The following is a 22373-nucleotide window of genomic DNA, read 5'->3' as shown; positions in this document are numbered from 1 at the left end:
CCAATCATGATGTTACAAATAGTGTAACAATTCAGAATTCGTTTTAACAGCTACCTTTGGAGTATTTTATCGTTGAATCAGCTTATATGGCATATCGAGCAGCAATTTGCGGTTTTTTCCGTTGTTTTGCAGAAATCCATCTTCTTTTGAGAGCTTTTGTCATATGGCAGGAAAATGCCGAAAGCTTTGCAGAATATACACTGCAAACGAATGTAATATTTTCACCAAATAAAATGATTTAAAAGAAAGGATTGGCAATATGACTAATAATCAAATCCAGCGCGCTTATTCGATTAAAGATGTTTCCAAAAAAATCAGCATTCCTACCGGGACAATCAGACAGTGGGAGAAGGATCTACAAGGACTGATTTATATTCCCCGTTCTAAACAGGGAGCAAGATTTTACACGGAAAAAGAAATAATACTCCTGGAGAAAGTAAAAGAAATGCGAGCTAATAACCTTAGCAAAGATATGATTCGCATGCTGCTGGATAAGCATTTAAACGAGGATTCGAAGGCTCCTTCCGAAACATTCAAAACCTCTAGTCCCAGCCCTGAGGAAAATGCTATCGTACCAGCTGAGAATGCGGTTTCACCTGTACAATCTCCAAATATCGAGGAATTTTTCGCAGCTATGGAAACCTACAAACAGAGTATGTTATCTGATATAAAAAATGTGATCCAATCAAGCCAGACCGAAATAGTTGAAGACGTAAAAAAGGAAATTTCCCAAGGAACCATGCACACGGTACAAAGCCTGTCCAAATCGATTCAAAGATCCAACGATAAACGTAAGGCAGAGGCAGAGGAAATCGCCCAGACAATCACAAAGGCAGTAGATTATACTTCTGAATCGTTCGGAACTCTTTCGGAGGACATTGCGAAAGCTTCGGAACAGACTTCTTTAACAATTGAAGCCTTCTCCGAATACGTAATAAAATCATCAGAGGATACGTACGATAAAATTGCTAAACGCCTTACTGACTCTACAAACTCAACCTCGAAAGACTATAAGATATTGGCAAATAAGGTGGCACAGGATGTTAAAGCGGCACAGAAGGATATTCGAACGGTATCAAAATCGCTGCATCATGACCAGGAACTATTTGTCGATGCGATGAATAAAAATTTAAAGGAATTGACACAGGTTATCCGGGACAGGGAAGAAGCATTTCAGGATATGGTGTCAAGCTTTAGGGAAGTGGCTGCTGCCAAAAAGGAGAAAGGTGAGAAAAAGTGGTGGAATGTGTTTTCTAAGTGATGCACCAAAACCCAATCCAATGGGAAATAGTTTTGGCAGATTTAAAATTTATCACTTTCCTATCTGCATTAGAAATTCACACTATATATCTGAAAAATTTCCTCCATTCTGTTTCGATTGGTAAAACGATACGTTAAGATTTTGATGGGCACGCAAGCTGGGACTAAACGTTGAGAACAACACTCAGTTGAGATACGGATGATAAATGCCTAGGTTCCTACTAATATACAAAAAGGAGGCTTCCTTTAAAGTAGCCTCCTAAGTTATTTCAGTTTATGCCGTTTTGGCTTCAGAGCTAAAAACGTGCTTCATTCTTTTGTATGATAACTGAAAATATCCCAAAGTTATCAGCAGGAATGTTGCAAAGAAGATTCCCATCGTACCGGCGGAATGCCATGCAAAATCAAAATTGCCTGTTGATATAATGTTCCGGAATCCTGAAACAGAATAAGTCATCGGCAAATAACTGCTGATCTCTTGCATAAGTTTAGGCGATAATTCAATCGGGAAGGTTCCCGCGCTGCTGGTCAACTGCATGATTAGAATCAGGATGGCGACAAATCGTCCTGGATTATCGAAAGCAGTAACCAGGAATTGAATGATGGCAAGATACGTCCAGCTAGTTAATATACTAAACATCATCAAGTAAGGAACGCTTTTCACTTCGAGTCCAAGCCATTGCAATAAGGCAAAATCAGCTAGCAAAGCCTGGATTACTCCTACTGAAAGCATGACTCCCAGTTTTCCGGCAAACCAGCTGAAACCATTGCTTGGTATAATAGCCGGGTTTCGCAGTGGAAAGATGATGGATAGTACTAGTGCTCCGATATACAAGCTGAGTGACAAAAAGTAAGGTGCAAATGCCGTACCGTAATTGGGTACATGATTGACCCGGTTTTCTTTCACGTCGACCGGTTTCGCAAACATGTTATATACTTCATCGTTGGCTTTGATCTCTGCTGCACCCTTAGCTCCCTCTGTAAGCTTGTCGCTAAGCTGTTTCGAACCATCTTCAAGCTTACCCATTCCATGTTCGAGTTCGGTTGTTCCACCCAAAAGCTGGTCCATTCCTTTTTCAAGTTTGCCGGATCCCTGTGATAGTTGTCCCACACCGCCGGCCAATTCGGAAGAACCTTCCGAAAGCCTCTGTGTTCCATTTGCAAGCTGCTTGGAACCTTCCACCAGTCGAGCTGTCCCATTTTCCATCTGGCCGGAACCTTCCGCCAGACTTCCAAGCCCAGAAGTTAACTCACTGCTTCCCTTTGAAAGCTCACTCATACCAGTTTGCGCCTCAATGATTTTATCCCCGAAAGAGGCTAAACCACTAACAAGCTCGCCCTGTCCTTTTTCTAGATTGCTGGCACCTTTTGCTAGTTCCTGCTGCCCAGCGGCTAACTGGTTAAAACCATCGCTTAAAGCCTGCTCTCCCTGTGCCATTTTGGCTGCACCATCTGTTAATTGGCTTGAACCTGTAGCAGCGATTTCGCCTGCATTTGAGGATAGTGTTCCAACTCCATCAGCCACGCCTTTACTCCCTTGATAAATAGGATCTAGCGTCGCAATTAGCTGATCGATTTGCTGCTTTTGTTCTGCATTTTTGGTTGCTGCGGATTGTTCTTTCAAATCATTTAGCACGCCTTCTATACCATTGCTCACTTCAGAAGCTCTACTTTTTGCCTCCTCTGCCCCCGCTTTCCACTCATTTAAATTCCCTGCAATCACCTTTGCCCCTTCAGCCATCGCATTCGCACCTTCCGTAAATTGATGAAGATTGCCCTGTACTTCGCTGAACCCTTTAAGGGAATCTTCTAGCCCAACGGAAAGCCGACCTGCCCCAGCCTGAGAGTTCTTCGCTCCCTCAAGCAGCTGCATTTGTCCTTCCTTCATTTGGCCTAATCCAGTATTGAATTGCTGCAACCCGTTACTTAATTTCGTGGAACCTGCCGACGCAGATTTTATACCGTTTGAAAATGTGACCGACCTCTGTGCCAATGTCTTCAGGTTCTTTTGTATTTCGGTAGCGCCTGAATGGGCATCTCCTGCACCCTTACTAATTTGGTCTGCACCTTCTTCCGCTGATTTCAGTCCGTTATCTAAGTCTCCGGCGCCTTTTTTCACGGATGCAGCCCCTTGTTGTAAGTCAACTGCCCCATTTCTCGCAGATTGAATGCCATCATTTAACTCTCCTGCTCCGCTCCCTGCTTCTTCAAGGCCTTTAGCGGAATCCTTTATACTATCAAATACGGACTCAGCATATGTTTTGGTTACCGCGGTAGAAACCTCCTCCTTCATTTTCTCGATTGCTGCATCTCCTATTTTGGTGGAAAGATAGTTTGTTCCCTCATTTGGCGTATAAATCAAAGTCAAATTCTTCGGATTTTCGTCCTGCAATGTTGTCGCGTTCTTGGAAAAGTCTTCTGGAATTTTTATTTTCAGATAATATTTCTCATTTTGAAGTCCCCTGTCAGCGTTTTCTTCACTTACAAATGAATAATTAAAGCTTTCCTTATTCTTTAATTTTTCTACTAAATCATCGCCGATCGCAAGCCTCTTCCCATTATACTCCGCCCCTTCATCATGATTAACGACTGCCACTGGGATCCGTTCAACATGGCCGTACGGATCCCAGAAAGCCCATAGATAAACGGCACTATATAATAAAGGAATGACAAGGATACCAATGATGGCGATCAGAAGCTTCTTGTTCCTGAAAATCCCCATAAATTCCCCTTTTATTGATGTAAACATAATTTGAAAATATCCTCCTTTTATTCACATTTGAACTTTTGACTTTTTTTCTCACTTAGTCATTTTTTTCAGAAAAAGTAAGGATCATCAAACAGATAACCCTTTCATCAAATAGAACTTTATTATGCTGGCAATTTGTTCTGACGATAATGGCTTGTGGTTACGTTCCCAGTCAGAAACAAGAGAGATATAGGTTTTTAATAAAAGAAATGAAGTGATTTCCGAGTCATTTTCAATAATATAGCCTTTATCGATTGCTGTATCGATCTTGCTTTTCAAATAGCCGATAATTTCATCCTCTATATGGTTTAACATTTCAAGGACGGCAGGTGTGCCGATTTCCTTTTCTTCCTGCAGCAGTTTGATCATCAAAACATGAGTATTTCTAAACTCAAGCAGCTTAGCCAGGACCTGTTGTACGTTTTCTGAAAACGGCTTTTCTGGATTTATTGTCGCTTCTGCCTGGGCGATCATTTCCTTTACTAAACTTGATACAATCTCTTCAAAAAGATCTTCTTTATTGGAAAAGAACGTATAAATCGTTCCTTTTCCTACATTTGCAATCTTGGCGACATGATCCATTGTAGTTGCTTTGTAACCGAACATGGAGAACGATTTATTTGCAGCTTCGATAATCAACCTTCTTCGGTCAACTGCCATAATCTACACCTCTGACTAAAATTTAAATTTGGTCATTTACTATTGAAAGAATATATCACACCCAAAAATAAATAACAACAAACAAAAACGATAAAATGAATTTTCTTAGATCGACATTAATCATCATATTTTCCATCTGGCAGGAATTCTATAGTTTCTCTTACATCCTCCACAAGCTTTCCACCACATGTTGGGCAATTTTTTGGTTCCATGCTTGCACTTCTCTTATCCTCAATTTTTACTATCATTATAAACTTTATACCTATTAATTTTTTATAATGGTCACCTCAACACAACTTCCCTTGCTTCTGAATATTCTATGCATAAATGAAAAAATGGGCGGTGGTGCACCATGAAATTGCCGGTAATCTTGGCAGGCCCCTTCCTGCGCAGGACAGAAAACGATCATGTAAATATTTGGATTGCCTGCTGTGAAATGTTCGACATAACTGCCGAATTATTTTTGATAAATGAGGAAGTTGGCGAGTACACCTACACCCCGGTTCAAAGTCACACCTCTGTAAGATCTGTGTCACTCGGGGATAAGCTTATAGCCAATATCGTAACATTATCACCCGAGGGCGATTCTTTTCCTTTGGATCGATTGCTAGGATATAATCTGCGTTTTACTAAAAACCGGGCCTCTTTTGATTTGAGAAGCCTCGGGTTATTATCACCGGATTCCGGGGATTCCATTGTATATGGACATCTGAAATATCCCTCTTTTTATATTACCGAGCGAAAGGAATCCAGGATCTTGTACGGTTCCGGCCGGAAGATTCACGGGAAGGGAGAAGATGTTCTCGCAGGTGCCGATTTGCTACTGCAGAAGCATTACCTCAATATAAAGGAAAGGCCGGAAGCTCTGTTTCTTATGGGAGACCAAATTTATGCGGATGATGTAGCCGGACCGGTCATGCCATTTATCATGAAGCTTGGAGAAACCCTTACAGGCCAGAAAGAGAATTTGGTGAAGATAGAGCCTCGCCTAGGCAATGATCCTTACAAAACAGTCGTTGATGCAATTTATGGGAGGCAACGAATTGCATCCGACCTGTGCAGGTTTACCTCAAGGAAATCGTCCAATCATTTGCTGCGATTCGGTGAGTATGCATCTATGTATCTGCTTGCTTTTAATCCTGAAATATGGAGACTTGCCGAGAAAGAAGGCCTTCTTGCCACTTTCGATGAATGGATGGAAAGGAATCCAGCTCTTTTCCCTGCAACGAACACGCAAACCATTAGGCGGGCCTTTAATAAACAATTAAAGGAAATCAGGAAATTTGCAGACTCACTTCCGTATGTGCGGAGACTTATGGCTAATATCTCCTCCTATATGATATTTGATGAACATGACATAACGGATGATTGGAATATTACCTTTGAATGGCGCCATGCTGTTAGGCATTCTCCTTTGGGGAGGCACATAATCTCCAATGCACTCACGGCTTTTTGGGCGTTCCAGGGGTGGGGAAACAATCCGTTGTCATTCAATGAATCCTTTATCAACATGATTTCGAAACATTTAACCTCAAAAAATGTAATCAAGGAAGCACGGCTTAACTGGGAATCATCGATGTGGAGCTTTGATGTCTGGACTTTTGCAGCGCCTACCTATCCCCCGGCCGTATTTCTTGATACGCGAACGCATCGTTCTTCCTCCATAAGTGAGCATACAGCGAACGGGGGAGCGCCGCAAATCATTAATGAACTAGGCTGGCTGCAGGCCAAATTTGCGTTATTGGAATGTGGATGGAATTCGGGGCACCCCGTTATTGTTGTTTCTTCTGTTCCGTTTTATAGCGTGGGTTTAATTGACTCAGCAATGAAAGAGACTGCATATCCGTTAGTTAATACACGAATTCCGGTACAGACAACCTTTAATATGGATTCCTGGAAATATAATGGGAAAGGGTATGAAAGCTTCCATAAATGGATCACCGATATAGATCCGGCATATTGTATAATCTTATCGGGAGATGCACAGTACGCTTACATGGCCAAAACCGATTCACTTTATTTAAACGGGGATAAAAAAACGATTTTCCAGATGACCAGCAGCCCGTTAAAAAACACTACCATGACGGGCATATCGAATGAACTAGTAAGGTCGGTGTTACGATTTTACAACAAAGGAAAAAAAAGTATACGGGATAACATGACAACTTTTCATGTTGAGATTGACCATGACTTTTCCCACGAAACCGTAGCAAAAGAGTTGATCGACTATTACACTCTCGACGATGGTTCCATTATTGAAACAGAAAACAACCTGGGTACCATTCTGGTTTCTCCTGCAAAACTAGAATGCGGGCTTTTAACATACAACGGAAAAACGGTTATTTCATCCATGTATACGAACAACTAGACAATCTTTATTGTAAAAAAGAACCGGTTATTCAACCGGACTCTAGCTGATTTGTATTTCCAAATGGCTTTTCCTTTTCACTTTTTACAATCATCTATATGTTCGCGTTGAAATGGTTGGGACTTACCTGATACGTTTTATTCATTGAAAAATGTATCAGGTAAGAAGACTTTGTGTGGATCTAATAAAAAATATAGCCTAAGAGCAATTTGTACAATTACCTGGATTTTAATATAGGAGTTGATCTGTCAGGAAGCCATTCAGCAAGGTAATCTGGAAAACGAGGAGCTATATTAATTGTGGTATGGCCTCCCTTTAGAAGCTTGTAGGTTTTATCCTGGCTGGAAACCATCGTCATCACTGGCTTGATCATCGCTTCAGGTATTAAAATATCGTCTTTTCCCGCAACAACGAGCAAATTTGCTTTAATATTTGCTAATTCGGCCTTTTTGTTTTTTATCTTAAGTCTTCTTTTAATGAATTTATTTTCTTTAACTAGATCATTTAGCATTTGTTTCATCGCTGCTCCGGTAAATGAAACGTGGTCTTCCGTCCACTTATTAAACCGGCGCCACCTATCAATATAATCGGGGTCATCTGCTTTACTAATTAATGAAAGATAGCTGGAAAAATGAATGGGCGAAATGAGTAAACTTATTCCTTCATTTACAAAGGCACCAGGAACGGTTTGTATGACATCAAGGATTTCATCAAACCTCGCCTCTCCAGTTCGGATCGCTTCGGCCCATTGGTCAAATTCCGGAGTATGACTAAAATCAATTGGCGGAGTAGATAGAATCAGGTTTTTGATAGGTTCTTCTGCTATGGAAGCGTACATTGCTGCAAGAGTGCCTCCTAAACATGTGCCGAATACAGTAATTTCTTCCGCGCCAGAATGCCTCAATGCCCTTCTCACTCCTACTTGAATGTAATCAACGATATAGGTTTCCAAGCTGATATCTCCATCTTCATATCCAGGCGCACCGAAATCCAATAGATACACTTCAAAACCTTCGTTTACAAAATGCTCAATTAAGCTGCTGCCAGGACCAAGGTCAAGTATGACAGGTGTATTGATAAGTGAATAGACTAAAAACACTGGAACTTTATACTTTTTCCTTTCCGGCGGGTAATACCATAATGTTGATTTATTCTTCTTCCATACAGCTTCTCTTCTGGTTACGCCCATTTCGGGCAAGGGGCTTTTTAAAGCCTTAAGCGCCAATTCAAATTTCGCTAAGGATTCATCCTCGTTGTTGTTTTTGTTCCTTTTTTTCATCCTATGAACCCACCCCTTGGTTCATGGATCGTAAGACTGCGCGCAGTCTGGCCCGCTTCCTGGCTTTCCTATCCTTTTCAGCAGATTCCGCTTGTATGGAATGAATTCCTTTTGGTCTATGGTCATTTTCAAGATTCGATAGCATGTCCTCAATATGATCAATTTTTCCCTCCAGCTGCACTTGCATTTTAGCCACATTGGCTATATCCCTTTTTGTCGGAAAATTGCCAAGGGCTGATATTGTTTCCATTGAATCCTGCAGCCATTTAAAAGCCTGGGCAATATTATTTGATTCCATGCTTGCCTGGTTGATGATTCTTCTATTATTCAGCAAATCCTTAATTTTTTTATTGATTTCTTTCTCTACCTTTAAACCCATCTTTCTAAGAGTGTCGTAAAATTCATCTGGTTTCTTATTTTTCTCCATTTACATAGTCCTTTCTATTTATATTTTTATTTCACTTCTAACTATAAAAAAGCAAGTAATACCAAGAAAATTCTGCCCTAATAGCAAACCAAATTCATAATGTTATAAATAAACCATAATCGATTACAATCATTTGGTTATCGTTTGTTAGAGCCACATTTCCCAGTCTTAGATCAACTGGAACAACCCTGTGCAGCAAAAACTTCATTGTGAGCTCAGTCAGGTTTTGCAGGCTTACCAAATTTATAGGGACCTTATGATCCATCTTCTTCATGACAATCCAACCTTGTCCCATTTCCATTACCGGAGCGAGGTATTTTCGAATAGTTGAATCGGATGTCTGGTATAGATTAAACTCTTGAGAATTGCTTATCACACCTATCTCCGAAAGTGCAATCTTTAAGACATAACCATTATCTAAATCATAGACCATCCGGTTTAGACCATTTCCAATAACTTTATAGGGAAGTGTGAGCGTACGAAGAGCTAGTTGTTTTTTTTGCCACGGGGTATAGAGGAGGTATCTTCTATAAATAGCCATCCATTCATGAATAGACTTTATATCCTTGCTGGTTAAAAAATGACTCTCGTTTGATTGGATGCTCTCTTTTTTGTTTTTTGTCATGGTATATTTTTAATCATCCCTTTCTATTAATAGCTTTGGAAAGAGAGTGTAAGATTTTTTATTCCAATTTTTTATTGTGCATATTCTCTTTTGGCTTGTCTAAAGTTATTCAGTTCTTTCTTCAACTATCATGCGTAATCCGCTTCTGGGCCGCAGAGTGATTGATGGGTATAATAGTACTGGATGGTGGTTTGGTATGAGCCGGACTCTGAAACGCTGGGCAATAGTGGCGAGGACAAGCACTGCTTCCAAGAGTGCAAAATGATTGCCAATACAGACCCTTGGACCGCCTCCAAATGGAAAGTATGCGAATGAGGGGATTGTTTTAATAAAATTATTTTCGAACCTTTCAGGAAGAAAGGATTCTGGATCAGAAAAATACTCCGGCTTATGGTGCATGACATACTGGGAAACCATAATGGTGTCGTCTTTTTTAAGTTGGTAACCTCCTATTTTGACATCCTCAGCTGCTTTGCGGCTTATAACAAAGGCAGGCGGATAGATCCTCATGGATTCCCAGATTATATTTTGGGTATAAGGCAAATGGGCAAAGTCACCTGGAGACACTGTTCGATTACCAATCACCATATCAATCTCTTCAAAGAGTTTCTTTTCTGCTTCAGGGTTCTGTGATAGCAAGTACAAAGTCCATGATAAAGCATTGGCAGTAGTTTCGTGGCCCGCAAGAAATATTGTCATAAGCTCATCTCTGACTTGAATATCTGTCATCCCAGAGCCATCCTGTTCATCACGTGCAGCCATTAATATTCCAAGCATGTCTTCATGCGTTGCCTTATCCTGTCTTCTACTCTCTATAATCTGGAATATTGTGGAATTAAGTTTATCTATTGCTTGTTTACAATCACGATTTCTTTTAGTCGGAATCCATAATGGAAGATTTATGATTGTCCTCATCCTCTGGACGGCCATTTTCATTGCCGTTTCTATAGCCTCGCCAACGATACTGTAACCTTCTTTTATGTCTATGCTAAACATTGTTTTTGAAATAATTTCAAGTGTGATATCCATCATATCCTGGGTAATTATTCTCTCTTCCCCGTCTTTCCAATTCGATAGGTATTCAGTTGTAACATCTATCATATCCTGGCCATAATTGCTGATATGCGATTTTTTAAAGGCTGGCTGGATGAGCCTTCTCTGCCTCATATGGGTCTCTTTTTCACTGGTCAAGAGCCCTTCACCGACGATTGTTTTTAGCGCATCGAAGTCCTTTGATTTTACAAAGGATTTTTGTTTTGTGACCAGCACCTCCCTAATCAACTCTGGATCGGATATAAGATAAACATGCTGGAAAGGCCCAAAACGCATTTTTGCAACTTCACCATGGCCAGCAACTTTTTTTAGGAAACCGAGAGGATCGGCCTGAAATTGCTTTAAGTGTCCGGTAATAAATCTCCTGTTTGGAACAAGGGAAGCTTGTTTTGTGGAATTAACATCATTCAAATTTGATTGCCCCCTTCCTTTTACACTATGTTATGTAGAAATAAATAGATTAGCTTGTACCAAAATTTAAAATTTTAAAAATTTTTTCCGATATTACAAATCCGACTTTCTTATATGTCCACACAGCAAAAAAAGACTGCATAAACAGTCTATTAAATAGGTGTCGATTATTTATAATAGAGGGAAAGGGCTTGATCGTACTGGCGTCATCCTTCTTTCAACAGTTTTCTTAAAACCTTTCCGGATGGGGTAGCGGGCAGCTGATCAATGAGTTCTACGTATCTAGGATACTTGTATGCTGCCATATGTCCCTTTGCCCATGAAATGATTTTGTCTGGTGTGATCCTGTTTTTTTCCGATTCATGGAGAACCACAAATGCCTTTACACTTTCCCCTCGCATCGGGTCAGGCACCCCAATTACCGCAGACTGGCTAATGGCTGGATGTTCATTAAGCAATGCCTCAACATCTTCAGGAAAGATACTATAGCCAGAGCTTTTGATCATCTCTTTTAGCCGCCCCTGAAAAAACAAATAGCCGTCCTGATCTAGATATCCGATATCCCCTGTATATACCCAGCCGTCTTTCAGCGTTTCCGCAGTTGCTTCCGGCCTATTCAAGTAGCCTTTGAAGACTCCCTGATTTCGAACAACGATTTCACCAGATTCTCCCGTAGGGGCTTCTTCACCATTATCTAGTGAAAGGATTTTGATTTCCGTGCCTATGATTGGCAATCCGCATGAACCGTATTTTATTTTTTCCCTGGGCATGAATGTGTCACAAGTATGGGTTTCACTCAGTCCGTATGCAGCTTCGTACATCAGACAGCCTTTTGTTATCGCCCTCCATTTTTCCGAAAGCTCTTGTGTTACCTGAACACCAAAGCTTGTAGCCAGGTTTATTTTCAGGCTTGAAAAGTCCCTGTCTTCAACACCCGGTACTTGCAGGACTGCTCCGTTCATCGGTGCTATGCTGTACCATGAAGTTATTTTATACTTTTCAATGGCATTGATTGTCGATACTGGATCAAATCTCGTAAAAAGGACGCAGGGATTCCCGCTATAAATTGGAGTGTTCAGTCCCATTAGCATTCCTGCTATATGACAGAGCGGTGCATGGGCCATGAAACGTTCTTTGGCAGAAAGACCATTAGCCTGAACGGAGGCTGCCGTCTTAAATAATGCATTTCCGTAAGTCAAAAGTGCACCTTTCGGCCGCCCAGTAGTTCCGGATGTGAATACCATTAGTCCGACATCATTCCAAAGATCAATTTCAGCATGTTCGGTTAGAATTGGACTGGTTCGGATGATTTCACACATATCTTCTGCTATTTGGTTGCTTCGTTTCGGTTGGGAAAATTCTTCGGTGAGCGGGAATATAGGTGTATTAGGTAGATAATCACAATAATTTGTGGTGACAATCAGAGGGGATGACTCACTTTTTTCAGCTGCCTTAAACGTGGTGTCATATGCACTGTCGCTTGTGATAATCACTGTAATTGGGGCTTCTTCAAAGCAATATGCCAGTTCACTTTCCTTAAACATTGGGTTAATCGGAATTACAATGCCGCCCAGCTGCTGTATGGCATAGTGTGCAATGATGTATTGCGGGCAATTTTGCAGATATAGAGCTGCATAGCTGCCTTTGTTAAACCCTTTTCCTTGCAGGTAACCAGCAAACCGATTTACATGATCAATCAGGGATTTCCATGTAATATTATTTCCGTAAAAATAATATGCTACTTCGTCGGGTTTTTTGGCGGCGTGATACTCGAGATATTGATAAAGAGGCTTTTCTCCATGCAAATAATTGATTTTATCAGGTGTTCCTGCTGGCCAGTATGGCCGGAATGTTTGAACCATAAATAAACCCCCTTTGTAAAATGAAAAGACAAATGGCTGAAATTCAAGAAGTCCCCTGAGTGAAAGTGCTACCAAAAAGAAGTAAATTCACCTTCTAACCAATATTTAATAGTTAAATTTACTGGCCACTTTTTATCATGACCAGCGAATTCATTTAAAGCGCTTACATATAAATTTATTTTACAACAACTGATTTCACTTTACCTGTCTGTACAGCCAGTCTTTCGATCGCTTCATTATATTCCTTTTCCAACGCTGCAATGATGCCTTCCGCAGTATCAATCTCGGTAATCGCACCGACACCATGGCCGGCAGACCAAATATCCTTCCATGCTTTCACATCTTTGTTTTCCTTTTGCATGTGGTCGAATTCAACGTTTTCCTTTTTCTTTAAATGTGCAGGATCCAGTCCCGCCTTTACGATGCTTGGTATGAGCATATTTGCATTTACACCGGAAAATGCATCGGTAAGAATGATGTCGTCCTGGGTAGAATCCACTAACATTTGTCGGTAGTCATCGTTTGCAAGACTTTCTTTAGCAACAATAAAACGAGTACCCATATAAGCAAGATCTGCTCCGGCGGCCTGTGCAGCCAAAATGCTCGTCCCTGTCGAAATCGCCCCGGCCAGGATGATGATTCCGTCCCAGAATTTTCGGACGCTATCTACAAAAGCGAAGCTATTCAGATTGCCGGCATGCCCGCCAGCACCGCTCGCAACGAGGATTAACCCGTCCGCTCCAGCTTCAGCTGCTTTCTTTGCCCATTTGAGATTGCTGACATCGGCAAAAACAAGACCTCCATAGCTATGTACTGTATCGACCACAGCACGTGGGCTCCCAAGTGAAGTAATCACCAACTCTGGCTTATGCTTTTTTACCAATTCGAGTTCGTCCTGTAATCTGCTGTAAGAGCTGTGGACGACCATATTCATGGCCCACGGCGCGATTTTTCGCTCCGGCTCTTTAGCTCTTGCTTCATCCAGGTTTTTATTCAATTGACCCATCCACTCATCAAGCACTTCTATTGGACGCGCATTCGGTGCAGGGAATGAACCAATTACGCCGTTCATGCATACAGCCTCCACAAGCTCTGGGCCAGACACTAAAAACATTGGCGCTGAAATTGCTGGTAATCTCAGCTGGTTCCACCATTTTTCTGGAATTGTTTTCCCCATTTAAACTCCTCGCTTTCCGTACTGAATTTTCAGATATGAATCACTATTCAATCATACTCCCGGAATAAATTTTGTTCAAGTTTTTCCTTTCTTATAGAATTTCAACGCAATTATAGAGAAGCCAGTCGCTTTTCTGAAGCTTTTTAAGTTTCAGACAAAACGCAACTCGTTATTTTCCCGTTTTGCGGTAGACTTGTTGTCCTTAACTGGTGGCAGAAAGTCTTTTTTTTCGAAAAAGAAACCAACCCGCTTATGCGGATTGGCTATCCAGTAAAAGGGCAATGAAATTCATTATGGAATAAAGTTCGGCTTCTCACTGGTTCCAGATTTATAACACCAATTTCCGGATGGCTTTGGCTACTCCGTCATTTTGGTTTGTATCGGTGATCCAATCAGCAGTTTCCTTCACAATTTCCTGGGCATTCCCCATTGCGATTCCTAATCCAGATTCCTTAATCATCGCAATGTCATTCAGACTGTCACCGACTGCCATGACATTTTCCATACCAAATCCCAGAAAGCTGCATACCTTTTCTATAGCTTTTGCTTTATTAATTCCTAGAGCATTCGCTTCGATGTTTGTAGGACTTGAATTACTTATTTCAAGCTTCCCGGTTTCCTTTAATAAGGAAAAGATCTTATCCCTAATTTTGTCTTCCGCAATGTTGAATCCAAATTTCAGCCACTGATAGGAGCGAATATCCTCAGGCATCTCACCTCTCCAAACCTTGTCGGTACTTGTTGCCCAAAAACCGGTTTTATATTTTTGGGTTAAATTCCACATCCATTCAATCAGTTCATGACTGATTATATTCCTTTCAACCAAGTCTCCATTCGGATCAAATATCTCACTGCCGTTCACCGTAATAAGATATGACGATAACGCAAGCGATTTTGCGATTTCATTGCATGTGGCATAGGCTCTCCCAGTACTGAGCACTACCTTTACTCCCTTTTCCTCCGCCTCTTTAATAGCAGCCCGATTTCCTTCCGTTACTTTGCCATCTTCGTTCAATAGCGTACCATCCATATCAAGCGCGATTAACTTTATCTCTTTTTTTGTGATATTATGTATCATACCATTCCTGCCTTTCTAATTCTGACGATATTACTAATTTAACAAACTTAGGATAATAAGGGGAAATGGAAGGCTTAGGGCGATAGGCTGAATGGCAATTTTATAACGCGGTTAAAACAACTCCAATCGCAATCAGGGCAACTCCTAGGCCATTTAGTAAGCTTAATTTCTCACCAAAAAAGATGACTGCAATAATTGTCGCAATTACTACACTAAGTTTATCAATAGGTGCCACCTGTGAAACCTTACCGACCTTCAACGCCAGAAAGTAAAATAACCACGACGTCGCTCCGGCTACACCACTTAAAATAATAAAGAAAAAAGTCTTTCTGTCAGCGACAATGTCAGGGATCTTACTCAAATTGCCTTCATAAGCAACCACTACTATTAAAAAAATAGCCATAATTAACGCCCTAACTGCAGTTGCCGTGTTAGCATCAATATTTTGCAGTCCGATTTTTCCGAAAATGCTAACCAATGCAGCTGAAACAGCAGCCAAGATTGCATACAAAAGCCATAAAGCCATCCAGTTCAACTCCTTTAAGAAATTTCAATATTTTGCTTATAGGTTGCACTTTGTAATAAGGAAATATTAAGGGGCTTCTGCTTTAAGGAATTAATGCGCAGGAGGACAAACCACTTATATAAAAAAAATCACCCGGACCAAGCTGGGATGCTCGATCCGGGTGTTTATTTTTTTTTAATCTCTTTTATGCATTCCATGTTTCTCACGCGGTATTTGCTGATACAGCTGATCTTCTGGCAGCTGTGTATTTCGCTCTAGCGGTTCGGTATCCTGTCCCATACCTTTGAGGAAATTAAGCAGCAATGATACCGAACGGTTTATTTCGGGATCCTTCAGCGCTCTTGCAATATCAAAATATCCGACTTTATCATCTATTTCTCTAGTTTCTGAGACCCTAGCAATACCGGAATTGATTTTTAAAATGAACGGTTCAAGCTGTTTTACATTCAACGTTCCAAGCGTTCCTGCTAGAAGGAGAAGATTTTTCAGCATATTCGCGGTTTCAGGTGTATCGGCTGTTTTAACAAGAATATGAAGGACCTTGTCTCCTTGGCCGAACACTCCCCTTAACAAAGACAGAATGCCTCGTTCATGCATATGCTTCATTACCTGCAACGATTCAAGGATAGCATCCTTATTTTCAAGCAAGGCATTTTCCACCTCTAGCAAATCTTTTTTCCGTTTGTCTTCTTCCGAGTATTCTAGTCTTTGAATTTGTTTTATCGCCTTAGCCATGCTGCTTCCTCCTTTCCCTTACTGCGTCTCCAGGAAAAACATAATCCTTGCGCGCCCATTTTCTTTGAACCTGTACCCCTATTTGCGGCTGTGGATTTCCATTTCGATGGTTAATTCTTGGCATTGGATTGGTACCTTCGTATTTAAGGATTTCCATTTTAGCCATCGTTTCTTTGTAAGCAGGCGTGTCGGTATCTTTATCGGAAAAGCTGCTTGTTAATAAATTGATCGCCGCTTCACCTGAATCGTTCATCGGCAGGTATACTTCATTAGCTTGGACACGGTCGGTAATAAGAGTTTTCACTTTCACATTTCCATAAGGAGATGTCAGCCTTACAAGCGTACCGTCCTTAAGCCCCCTATCTGCTGCGAGCTCAGGAGAAACTTCCAGCCAGATTTCCGGAGTTTTCATGGATATGCCCTTAGATCGGTATGTCAGGTTTCCTTCATGGAAATGCTCCAGCAAGCGTCCGTTATTGACATGGATATCATATTCTTCTCCAAAGTCAATCGGTTTAGACCATTGAACCGGATAGAGGTTCGCCTTACCGTCCGGGAATGGGAATTTACCATCCGCAAACAGAAGCGGTGTATCAGTTCCGTCCGCATTAACCGGCCACTGCAATGTGTTATATCTCTCGAGTCGTTCATACGTAACACCAGCATAAATAGGTGACAGCATCGCGGCCTCATCCATGATTTGTGACGGATGTGTATAATTCCAGCCAGCACCAAGCCGGTTTGCCAGTTCCATAATGATCTGCCAGTCAGGCTTGGATTCACCCAGCGGCTCCAAAACCTGGTAAAGCCTCTGGATACGACGCTCTGTATTTGTGAACGTTCCCTCTTTTTCAAAGCTTGGGCTTGCTGGCAGTACAACATCCGCATACTGGGCGGTGCTGGAGAAAAAGATATCCTGTACAACAAAGAAATCAAGTTTTTCATAAGCGGCGTGTACGTGATTAATGTTTGAATCCACCAGTCCCATTTCTTCGCCTTTTACATACATCGCTTTCAGTACTCCGGCATGGATGCCTTCAATCATTTCATGGTTGTTCATGCCCGGCTTTTCCGGAATCTTCACTCCCCAACCTTTTTCGTACTTAGCACGAACCTCTTCATCGGCGACTTTTTCATACCCAGGAAGGCGATCTGGCATAGAGCCGAAGTCACTGGCGCCTTGCACGTTGTTGTGCCCGCGCAATGGGTAAGATCCTGCACCCGGCTTGCAATAATTACCGGTTACAAGCAAGAGATTTGAAATTGCCGTACTGGTATCGCTGCCACCGATATGCTGGGTGACACCCATGGCCCATAGCACACAAGTTCCTTCAGCTTTATGAATTGTTTCTGCAATTGTAATGAGGTCCTCTTTCGCAATTCCTGTTGCTTCCTCGGCATATTCCATTGTAAATGGTTCGAGGCTCTTTTTAAATTCCGCAAAACCATTGACGCGCTCCTGAATGAATTTATGATCAGTCCAGCCCTGATCGATAATGTATTTGGTCACTGCAGACAACCATACCATGTCCGAGCCGGCGTTAGGATGAACAAATAAATCGGCTCGCTCTCCCATTTCATGCTTCCTGATGTCTGCAACGATCAGCTTTTGGCCGCGCAGTTTATGGGAGCGTTTGACTCTGGTGGATAAAACAGGATGCGATTCGGAAGTATTGGAACCGACAATTAAAACAAGTCCAGCCTTTTCTATATCTTTGATTGTGCCAGAATCGCCTCCATACCCAACAGTGCGGATTAACCCTACTGTTGCAGGAGACTGGCAATATCGTGAACAGTTATCAACGTTATTTGTACCAATAATACCTCGGGCAAGCTTTTGCATTAGATAAGATTCTTCGTTCGTACACTTAGAGGATGTAATGAATGCCAAAGAATCAGGCCCGTATTGGTTCTTTATTTCTGAAAATTTACTTGCAACCAAGCTAAGCGCTTCTTCCCATTCAGCTTCGCGGAAGGTATCGCCTTCACGAATTAACGGCTTGGTTAGGCGATCTTCACTGTTGACAAAGTCCCAGCCGAACTTCCCTTTTACGCATGTAGAGATTCCGTTGGCCGGTGCTTCTGCCTGGGGCTCTACCTTCAGGATTTGACGGTCCTTGGTCCATACATCAAAGCTACAGCCAACCCCACAATAGGTACAAACTGTCTTTGTTTTCTTGATTCTTTCATCACGCATGGCCGATTCCATATCGGAAATGGCAAGGATGGAGCCGTAGCCGGTTTCCACTCCTTTTGTGATTTCAATCATAGGGCGCAAGGTCTGTTTAGCAATATTGGTTAAATATCCAGCCTCCCCTACCATTCCTTTTTCCATCATGGCGTTACAAGGGCAAACGGTAGAACAGTGTCCGCAAGATACACAAGAAGATTCATTGATCGGTACATCTTTGTCCCAGATGACGCGCGGCCGTTCGCGCTCCCAATCAATGGTCAGTGTCTCTGTAACCTGCACGTCCTGACATGCTTCCACGCATCGTCCGCATAGGATGCACTGATCCGGGTCATAGCGGTAAAAAGGATGTGAATTATCTTCCTCGTACGGTTTGTGGTCATACGGAATACTCTGGTGGTTGATTTTCATTTCTTTGACGGTGTTATGTATCTCGCACCCTCCATTGTTATAATCACAAACCGTACAATATAATTCATGGTTATATAAGATTTTGTCCATCGCCATTACTTGTGCTTGCTTTACTTCAGAAGAAATGGTATTCACGACGTCCCCATCGTTTAAATATGTCGAACATGACCTGACTAGCTCTCCATTTACGTTAATAATACAAGTATCGCAAGTCTCAATTGGCCCTAAGCTTGGATGGTAACAAACGCTTGGCACTTCAATAGAACTTTCAGAGAGCATTTGAAGGACTGTCTTGTTGCCGGTGATTTCCATCTCCACACCGTTTACATTAATCTGCATCTTTTCTTCCAAAAAAAACTCCCCTTTCCAGATAATCAGCACTGATAGAATCAGCTTCTCTCATTTTCAGTACCCTGCCAGCTAAAATATAAAACATGCTTGCTTCAGTTGAGGTGTAAACTCACATACATAGAAACAGTGCCAATAGAAACAGGGCTGTGGCGATTATAAATCTATTTTTCTTTTAGTAATAAAATGTATGACAAACAAAGATATATATGAAAGGTCATAAGTGTTACCACATGTAATCATTTCGGTAATATCCCTAAAACAAATAAAAACCCGCCGTTTGGCGAGCCTTTGGAAAAAGTTGAATAGTAACCGTGCTTATTCCTGCCAAGATGCAAGTACCTTTTATTTTGATTCTTTCCATTCAGAGTGCAAGGCAGGATCTATTTTCTTAACTTGATTAAAAAAAGCATTAATAAAACCTAATTGCTGTCGAGAGAGATTTACCATATACTTTGGCACTCGCACCAAATGAATATAATCATAGCCTGGTACCTCCCTAACCTGGGAAATATATTGAGTTGGATCAACTCTTAAATTTAAGTGCATGGCTACAGGCAAAAGAACTTTCTCCTTTCCTTGGTGATTTATTTTATAGTTATGCTCATTTGCACTGGTTAGTTTGGATAGATATCAAAATGTATGATTTGTCCTTTTAAACAACTTTTGAAATACAGTTAAAAAAACCGAATCATGGCCATATTAATACAGCCAGGATCCGGTTTCCATTTACGTAAAATGTATTTTGTTTAGTAGATCTGCCAATAGAGTATCTGGAAGTGTTCAAAGCCTGATTCATTTTTATAAAGGCAACAATGCTACGTTTTTCACTGCTTTGAGATTTTCTATCATATCTTGCCACTGCTGCGGTTTCTTCGGAAGAACAGCATAATAAGTGGTTAAGAAATTAACAATCAGTTCGGCTGGTATTTCCGAAACTTCTTCATTTTGTGGCATAAAACAGAAATCAAGCCCTGAAACAGCTTCCCCATCATTTTGCCAGGATGGATGTACATATGGAAAGTCCAAACGCTTATATCCAAGGTGAGACAGCACTTCCCTGCGGACAAAAGGATTCATTGTCTGAACGCCGCCAAAATCATGCTTCTCGTTTGAAATATAAGGATTATAGATTTCGGCAAACATGCCAAACAGTTCTTTTCCGTTATTCCTGGCCAGTTCATCTAAATCACGCTGTCTATTTTGGGCAAGGAATCGGCCCAGGCTTAAACCGGCTTCTCCGACAATGGTAAAATCGGTCATGGCAATATTCCAGTCAGGATAGTAGCGGTATTCGGTTGCCCCCACTACCTTGTCATCATGGACGGCAACAAAAACCCGAATGCCAGGATCCTGAAGCGGTTCCTTCCAAAGCTGGAAGTCCAACACTTCTTCCGGTGGAAATACATTCTTCATTAAATCATGCATCTTTTCAAACAATGGGTCTTCTATATTGGAAATTCTAATATATTCCATCAAGCTTCCACCTTTTATGGGATTATTTAAACGGGTTTTTCCATTCCATCAGCACGCTATAACCGTGTGATTCTTCATCATCAAGATAATTTTCAACAATTGTTACCGGTATTCTGCCGCACTTTAGCAAAAAGCTAATAACCGGGTCCTTTAATTCCCCGCACACTACTTTCTGCAAATATTGATCAGCGCTTAGCTCACCTGCCAGTTTATGGTATCCTGGCATCCTTCCTCCGCCAAGCAATCGATCCAGTTTCTTTTCGATGACAACATGATACATAGACTGCATCATGAGCTTACCTAATCCGAATTTCCGATATTTCGGCCTAACACTTATATCGACAATATATAGAGTATTTCCGTTCGGGTCATGATTGCGTATATACCCTGAATCGGTAATTTCCTCCCACGTATGTACCGGGTGGGCAGGGTCAAAATTGACACATAGGCCTGTCAAGGATCCTGCCACCTCCCCGTTTATTTCAATGCACAATGCACCGTCCAGAAATAATGTTACATGGTTTTGCAATTGCTGTTTATTCCACCATAAATCAGAGGGAAAAGGCGGCGGAAAGCATTCCGCCTGAATTGCGATGAGTTCATTAAAATCCGTTTCCGAATAATTTCGGATGACAGCAGGGACAGGCTTTCCATCGTCAAACACAAATAATTCTTTTCGGTACGGCATCTGCATCCATCACCCTTAGATTTTTTCAGTTTCTTCCCAATCCGTGTATAAATCAGTCCGGCGATCTCTCCAGGTTGTCACTGACCCTTTTTCACGAACTTCATGCAACAGGCTCAAATCCAGATCTGCAGTGACGATCATGTCACTATTTAACTCACCTTCCACCATAATGCCCTTCGGAGGGAAAGGAATATCGTTAGGTGTAATGACGGCAGCTTGCCCGAAATTAGCACGCATGAAATCAACTGTTGGAAGGGAACCAATTGTTCCAGTAACTACAACATACACTTGATTTTCGATTGCGCGGGCATGTGAAGTGTAGCGTACCCGATGGAAGCCATGTCGGTCATCCGTACATGATGGACAGAAAATCACATCTGCTCCCTTTGCCTTTGCCATACGCACGATTTCCGGAAATTCAATGTCATAACAAGTCAGGATGGCAATCTTTCCTTTCTCAGTTTCAAAAATATTCAAGTGATCACCGGCAGACATATTCCATTCATGAACTTCGGTCGGCGTGATGTGGAGCTTTGCTTGCTCCCCGATCCTTCCGTCCGGATAGAAAAGGTGGGCTACATTATATAGACGGCCTTCTTTTTGGATAACATGCGTGCCGCCAATAATATGCATGCCAGTTTCTTTGGCAAAGTTTGAAAATAACATTTTATATTGTTCAGTAAAGCCAGGGAGCTCATTGATTGTTAACCTTGTTCCCTGGTCGCTGCCGATTGACAACAACTGAGTTGTAAAAAACTCAGGAAACAGGACAAACTCAGAACCGTATTCCTGGGCAGTTTTTATATAATGTTCGCATTGATTTGCGAAATCTTCAAATGATTGGATAGTATGCAAGTGATATTGAACAGCAGAAACACGGTATTTCAATGATTGCTCCCCCTTAATGTGTATATATTTTTTTCATTTTGATTAGTAATTTTGTACCAACTAAATAATAATATATACCAGGAAATAAGAGGTTTGTAAAGGTATTAAATTTCTTTTTAACTAATATAAAAGTAATTTCTCTCAAATTAAGCGCTTGGTAT

19 protein-coding genes are annotated in these 22373 nt (G+C 41.4%); 2 read left to right on the top strand and 17 right to left on the bottom strand.

Annotated elements, in window-relative coordinates; genetic code table 11:
- Positions 1-259 precede the first annotated feature (259 nt).
- Positions 260-1261 carry a MerR family transcriptional regulator gene (locus tag CUU64_RS06850; RefSeq protein ID WP_101632534.1) on the top strand — a complete coding sequence of 334 codons (1002 nt, stop codon included), beginning with the start codon at positions 260-262 and terminating at the stop codon, positions 1259-1261.
- A gap of 273 nt (positions 1262-1534) precedes the next feature.
- Here the strand turns inward: CUU64_RS06850 and CUU64_RS06845 are convergent, their stop codons facing one another.
- The 3 genes from CUU64_RS06845 to CUU64_RS22515 all read right to left on the bottom strand — a co-directional run bounded on the left by CUU64_RS06845 (position 1535) and on the right by CUU64_RS22515 (position 4917).
- A complete protein-coding gene (locus CUU64_RS06845) occupies positions 1535-4009 on the bottom strand; it encodes a YhgE/Pip domain-containing protein (RefSeq protein ID WP_101632530.1) in 2475 nt (824 codons plus the stop codon).
- Between the two features lie 87 nt (positions 4010-4096).
- Positions 4097-4669, bottom strand: a complete 573-nt coding sequence (locus CUU64_RS06840; protein ID WP_101632528.1) for a TetR/AcrR family transcriptional regulator — start codon at positions 4667-4669, stop codon at positions 4097-4099.
- 116 nt (positions 4670-4785) lie between these two features.
- Positions 4786-4917, bottom strand: a complete 132-nt coding sequence (locus tag CUU64_RS22515; protein WP_257985442.1) for a hypothetical protein — start codon at positions 4915-4917, stop codon at positions 4786-4788.
- Between the two features lie 104 nt (positions 4918-5021).
- Here CUU64_RS22515 and CUU64_RS06835 point away from each other — a divergent pair, with 104 nt between their 5' ends.
- Positions 5022-7037, top strand: coding sequence for a metallophosphoesterase family protein (locus CUU64_RS06835; protein ID WP_101632526.1), 2016 nt, complete (start codon positions 5022-5024; stop codon positions 7035-7037).
- Between the two features lie 217 nt (positions 7038-7254).
- On the opposite strand, the gene CUU64_RS06830 is transcribed toward CUU64_RS06835, so the two are convergent.
- The 14 genes from CUU64_RS06830 to CUU64_RS06765 all read right to left on the bottom strand — a co-directional run bounded on the left by CUU64_RS06830 (position 7255) and on the right by CUU64_RS06765 (position 22212).
- Complete coding sequence (locus CUU64_RS06830; protein ID WP_101632524.1) at positions 7255-8316, bottom strand: alpha/beta fold hydrolase; 1062 nt, start codon at positions 8314-8316, stop codon at positions 7255-7257.
- Position 8317: 1 nt separating this feature from the next.
- Entirely contained in the window at positions 8318-8743 is a 426-nt protein-coding gene (locus CUU64_RS06825; RefSeq protein ID WP_101632521.1) for a hypothetical protein, read from the bottom strand.
- Between the two features lie 94 nt (positions 8744-8837).
- Positions 8838-9368: a hypothetical protein gene (locus tag CUU64_RS06820; RefSeq protein WP_101632519.1), complete on the bottom strand. Its 531-nt coding sequence runs from the start codon at positions 9366-9368 to the stop codon at positions 8838-8840.
- Between the two features lie 105 nt (positions 9369-9473).
- Complete coding sequence (locus CUU64_RS06815; protein ID WP_180954486.1) at positions 9474-10832, bottom strand: cytochrome P450; 1359 nt, start codon at positions 10830-10832, stop codon at positions 9474-9476.
- Between the two features lie 206 nt (positions 10833-11038).
- The gene (locus CUU64_RS06810) at positions 11039-12694 is read right to left on the bottom strand and encodes an AMP-binding protein (RefSeq protein ID WP_101632517.1); all 1656 of its coding nucleotides are present in this window, start codon (positions 12692-12694) and stop codon (positions 11039-11041) included.
- Between the two features lie 175 nt (positions 12695-12869).
- A complete protein-coding gene (locus CUU64_RS06805) occupies positions 12870-13871 on the bottom strand; it encodes an NAD(P)H-dependent flavin oxidoreductase (RefSeq protein ID WP_101632516.1) in 1002 nt (333 codons plus the stop codon).
- A 328-nt stretch (positions 13872-14199) separates the two neighbouring features.
- Positions 14200-14949: a Cof-type HAD-IIB family hydrolase gene (locus CUU64_RS06800; RefSeq protein ID WP_101632514.1), complete on the bottom strand. Its 750-nt coding sequence runs from the start codon at positions 14947-14949 to the stop codon at positions 14200-14202.
- Positions 14950-15049: 100 nt separating this feature from the next.
- Positions 15050-15475, bottom strand: coding sequence for an EamA family transporter (locus CUU64_RS06795; RefSeq protein ID WP_101632508.1), 426 nt, complete (start codon positions 15473-15475; stop codon positions 15050-15052).
- A 174-nt stretch (positions 15476-15649) separates the two neighbouring features.
- Positions 15650-16210 (bottom strand): helical membrane plugin domain-containing protein, encoded by a 561-nt coding sequence (locus tag CUU64_RS06790; RefSeq protein ID WP_101632495.1) that lies wholly within the window; start codon positions 16208-16210, stop codon positions 15650-15652.
- Positions 16203-19151 carry a formate dehydrogenase subunit alpha gene (gene fdhF, locus CUU64_RS06785; RefSeq protein WP_101632953.1) on the bottom strand — a complete coding sequence of 983 codons (2949 nt, stop codon included), beginning with the start codon at positions 19149-19151 and terminating at the stop codon, positions 16203-16205. The genes CUU64_RS06790 and fdhF overlap by 8 nt, the downstream gene beginning before the upstream one ends.
- A gap of 354 nt (positions 19152-19505) precedes the next feature.
- Positions 19506-19721 (bottom strand): hypothetical protein, encoded by a 216-nt coding sequence (locus CUU64_RS06780; RefSeq protein WP_101632493.1) that lies wholly within the window; start codon positions 19719-19721, stop codon positions 19506-19508.
- A 240-nt stretch (positions 19722-19961) separates the two neighbouring features.
- Positions 19962-20636 (bottom strand): GNAT family acetyltransferase, encoded by a 675-nt coding sequence (locus tag CUU64_RS06775; RefSeq protein WP_101632488.1) that lies wholly within the window; start codon positions 20634-20636, stop codon positions 19962-19964.
- 22 nt (positions 20637-20658) lie between these two features.
- Positions 20659-21324: a GNAT family N-acetyltransferase gene (locus CUU64_RS06770; RefSeq protein WP_374702703.1), complete on the bottom strand. Its 666-nt coding sequence runs from the start codon at positions 21322-21324 to the stop codon at positions 20659-20661.
- Positions 21325-21339: 15 nt separating this feature from the next.
- Positions 21340-22212, bottom strand: a complete 873-nt coding sequence (locus CUU64_RS06765) for a carbon-nitrogen hydrolase family protein (protein ID WP_101632486.1) — start codon at positions 22210-22212, stop codon at positions 21340-21342.
- Between the last annotated feature and the right edge of the window lie 161 nt (positions 22213-22373).

It is taken from the genome of Bacillus sp. V5-8f (assembly GCF_002863565.1).
Classification (GTDB): domain Bacteria; phylum Bacillota; class Bacilli; order Bacillales; family DSM-1321; genus Peribacillus.
This window is presented reverse-complemented; position numbering and strand designations above follow the sequence as displayed.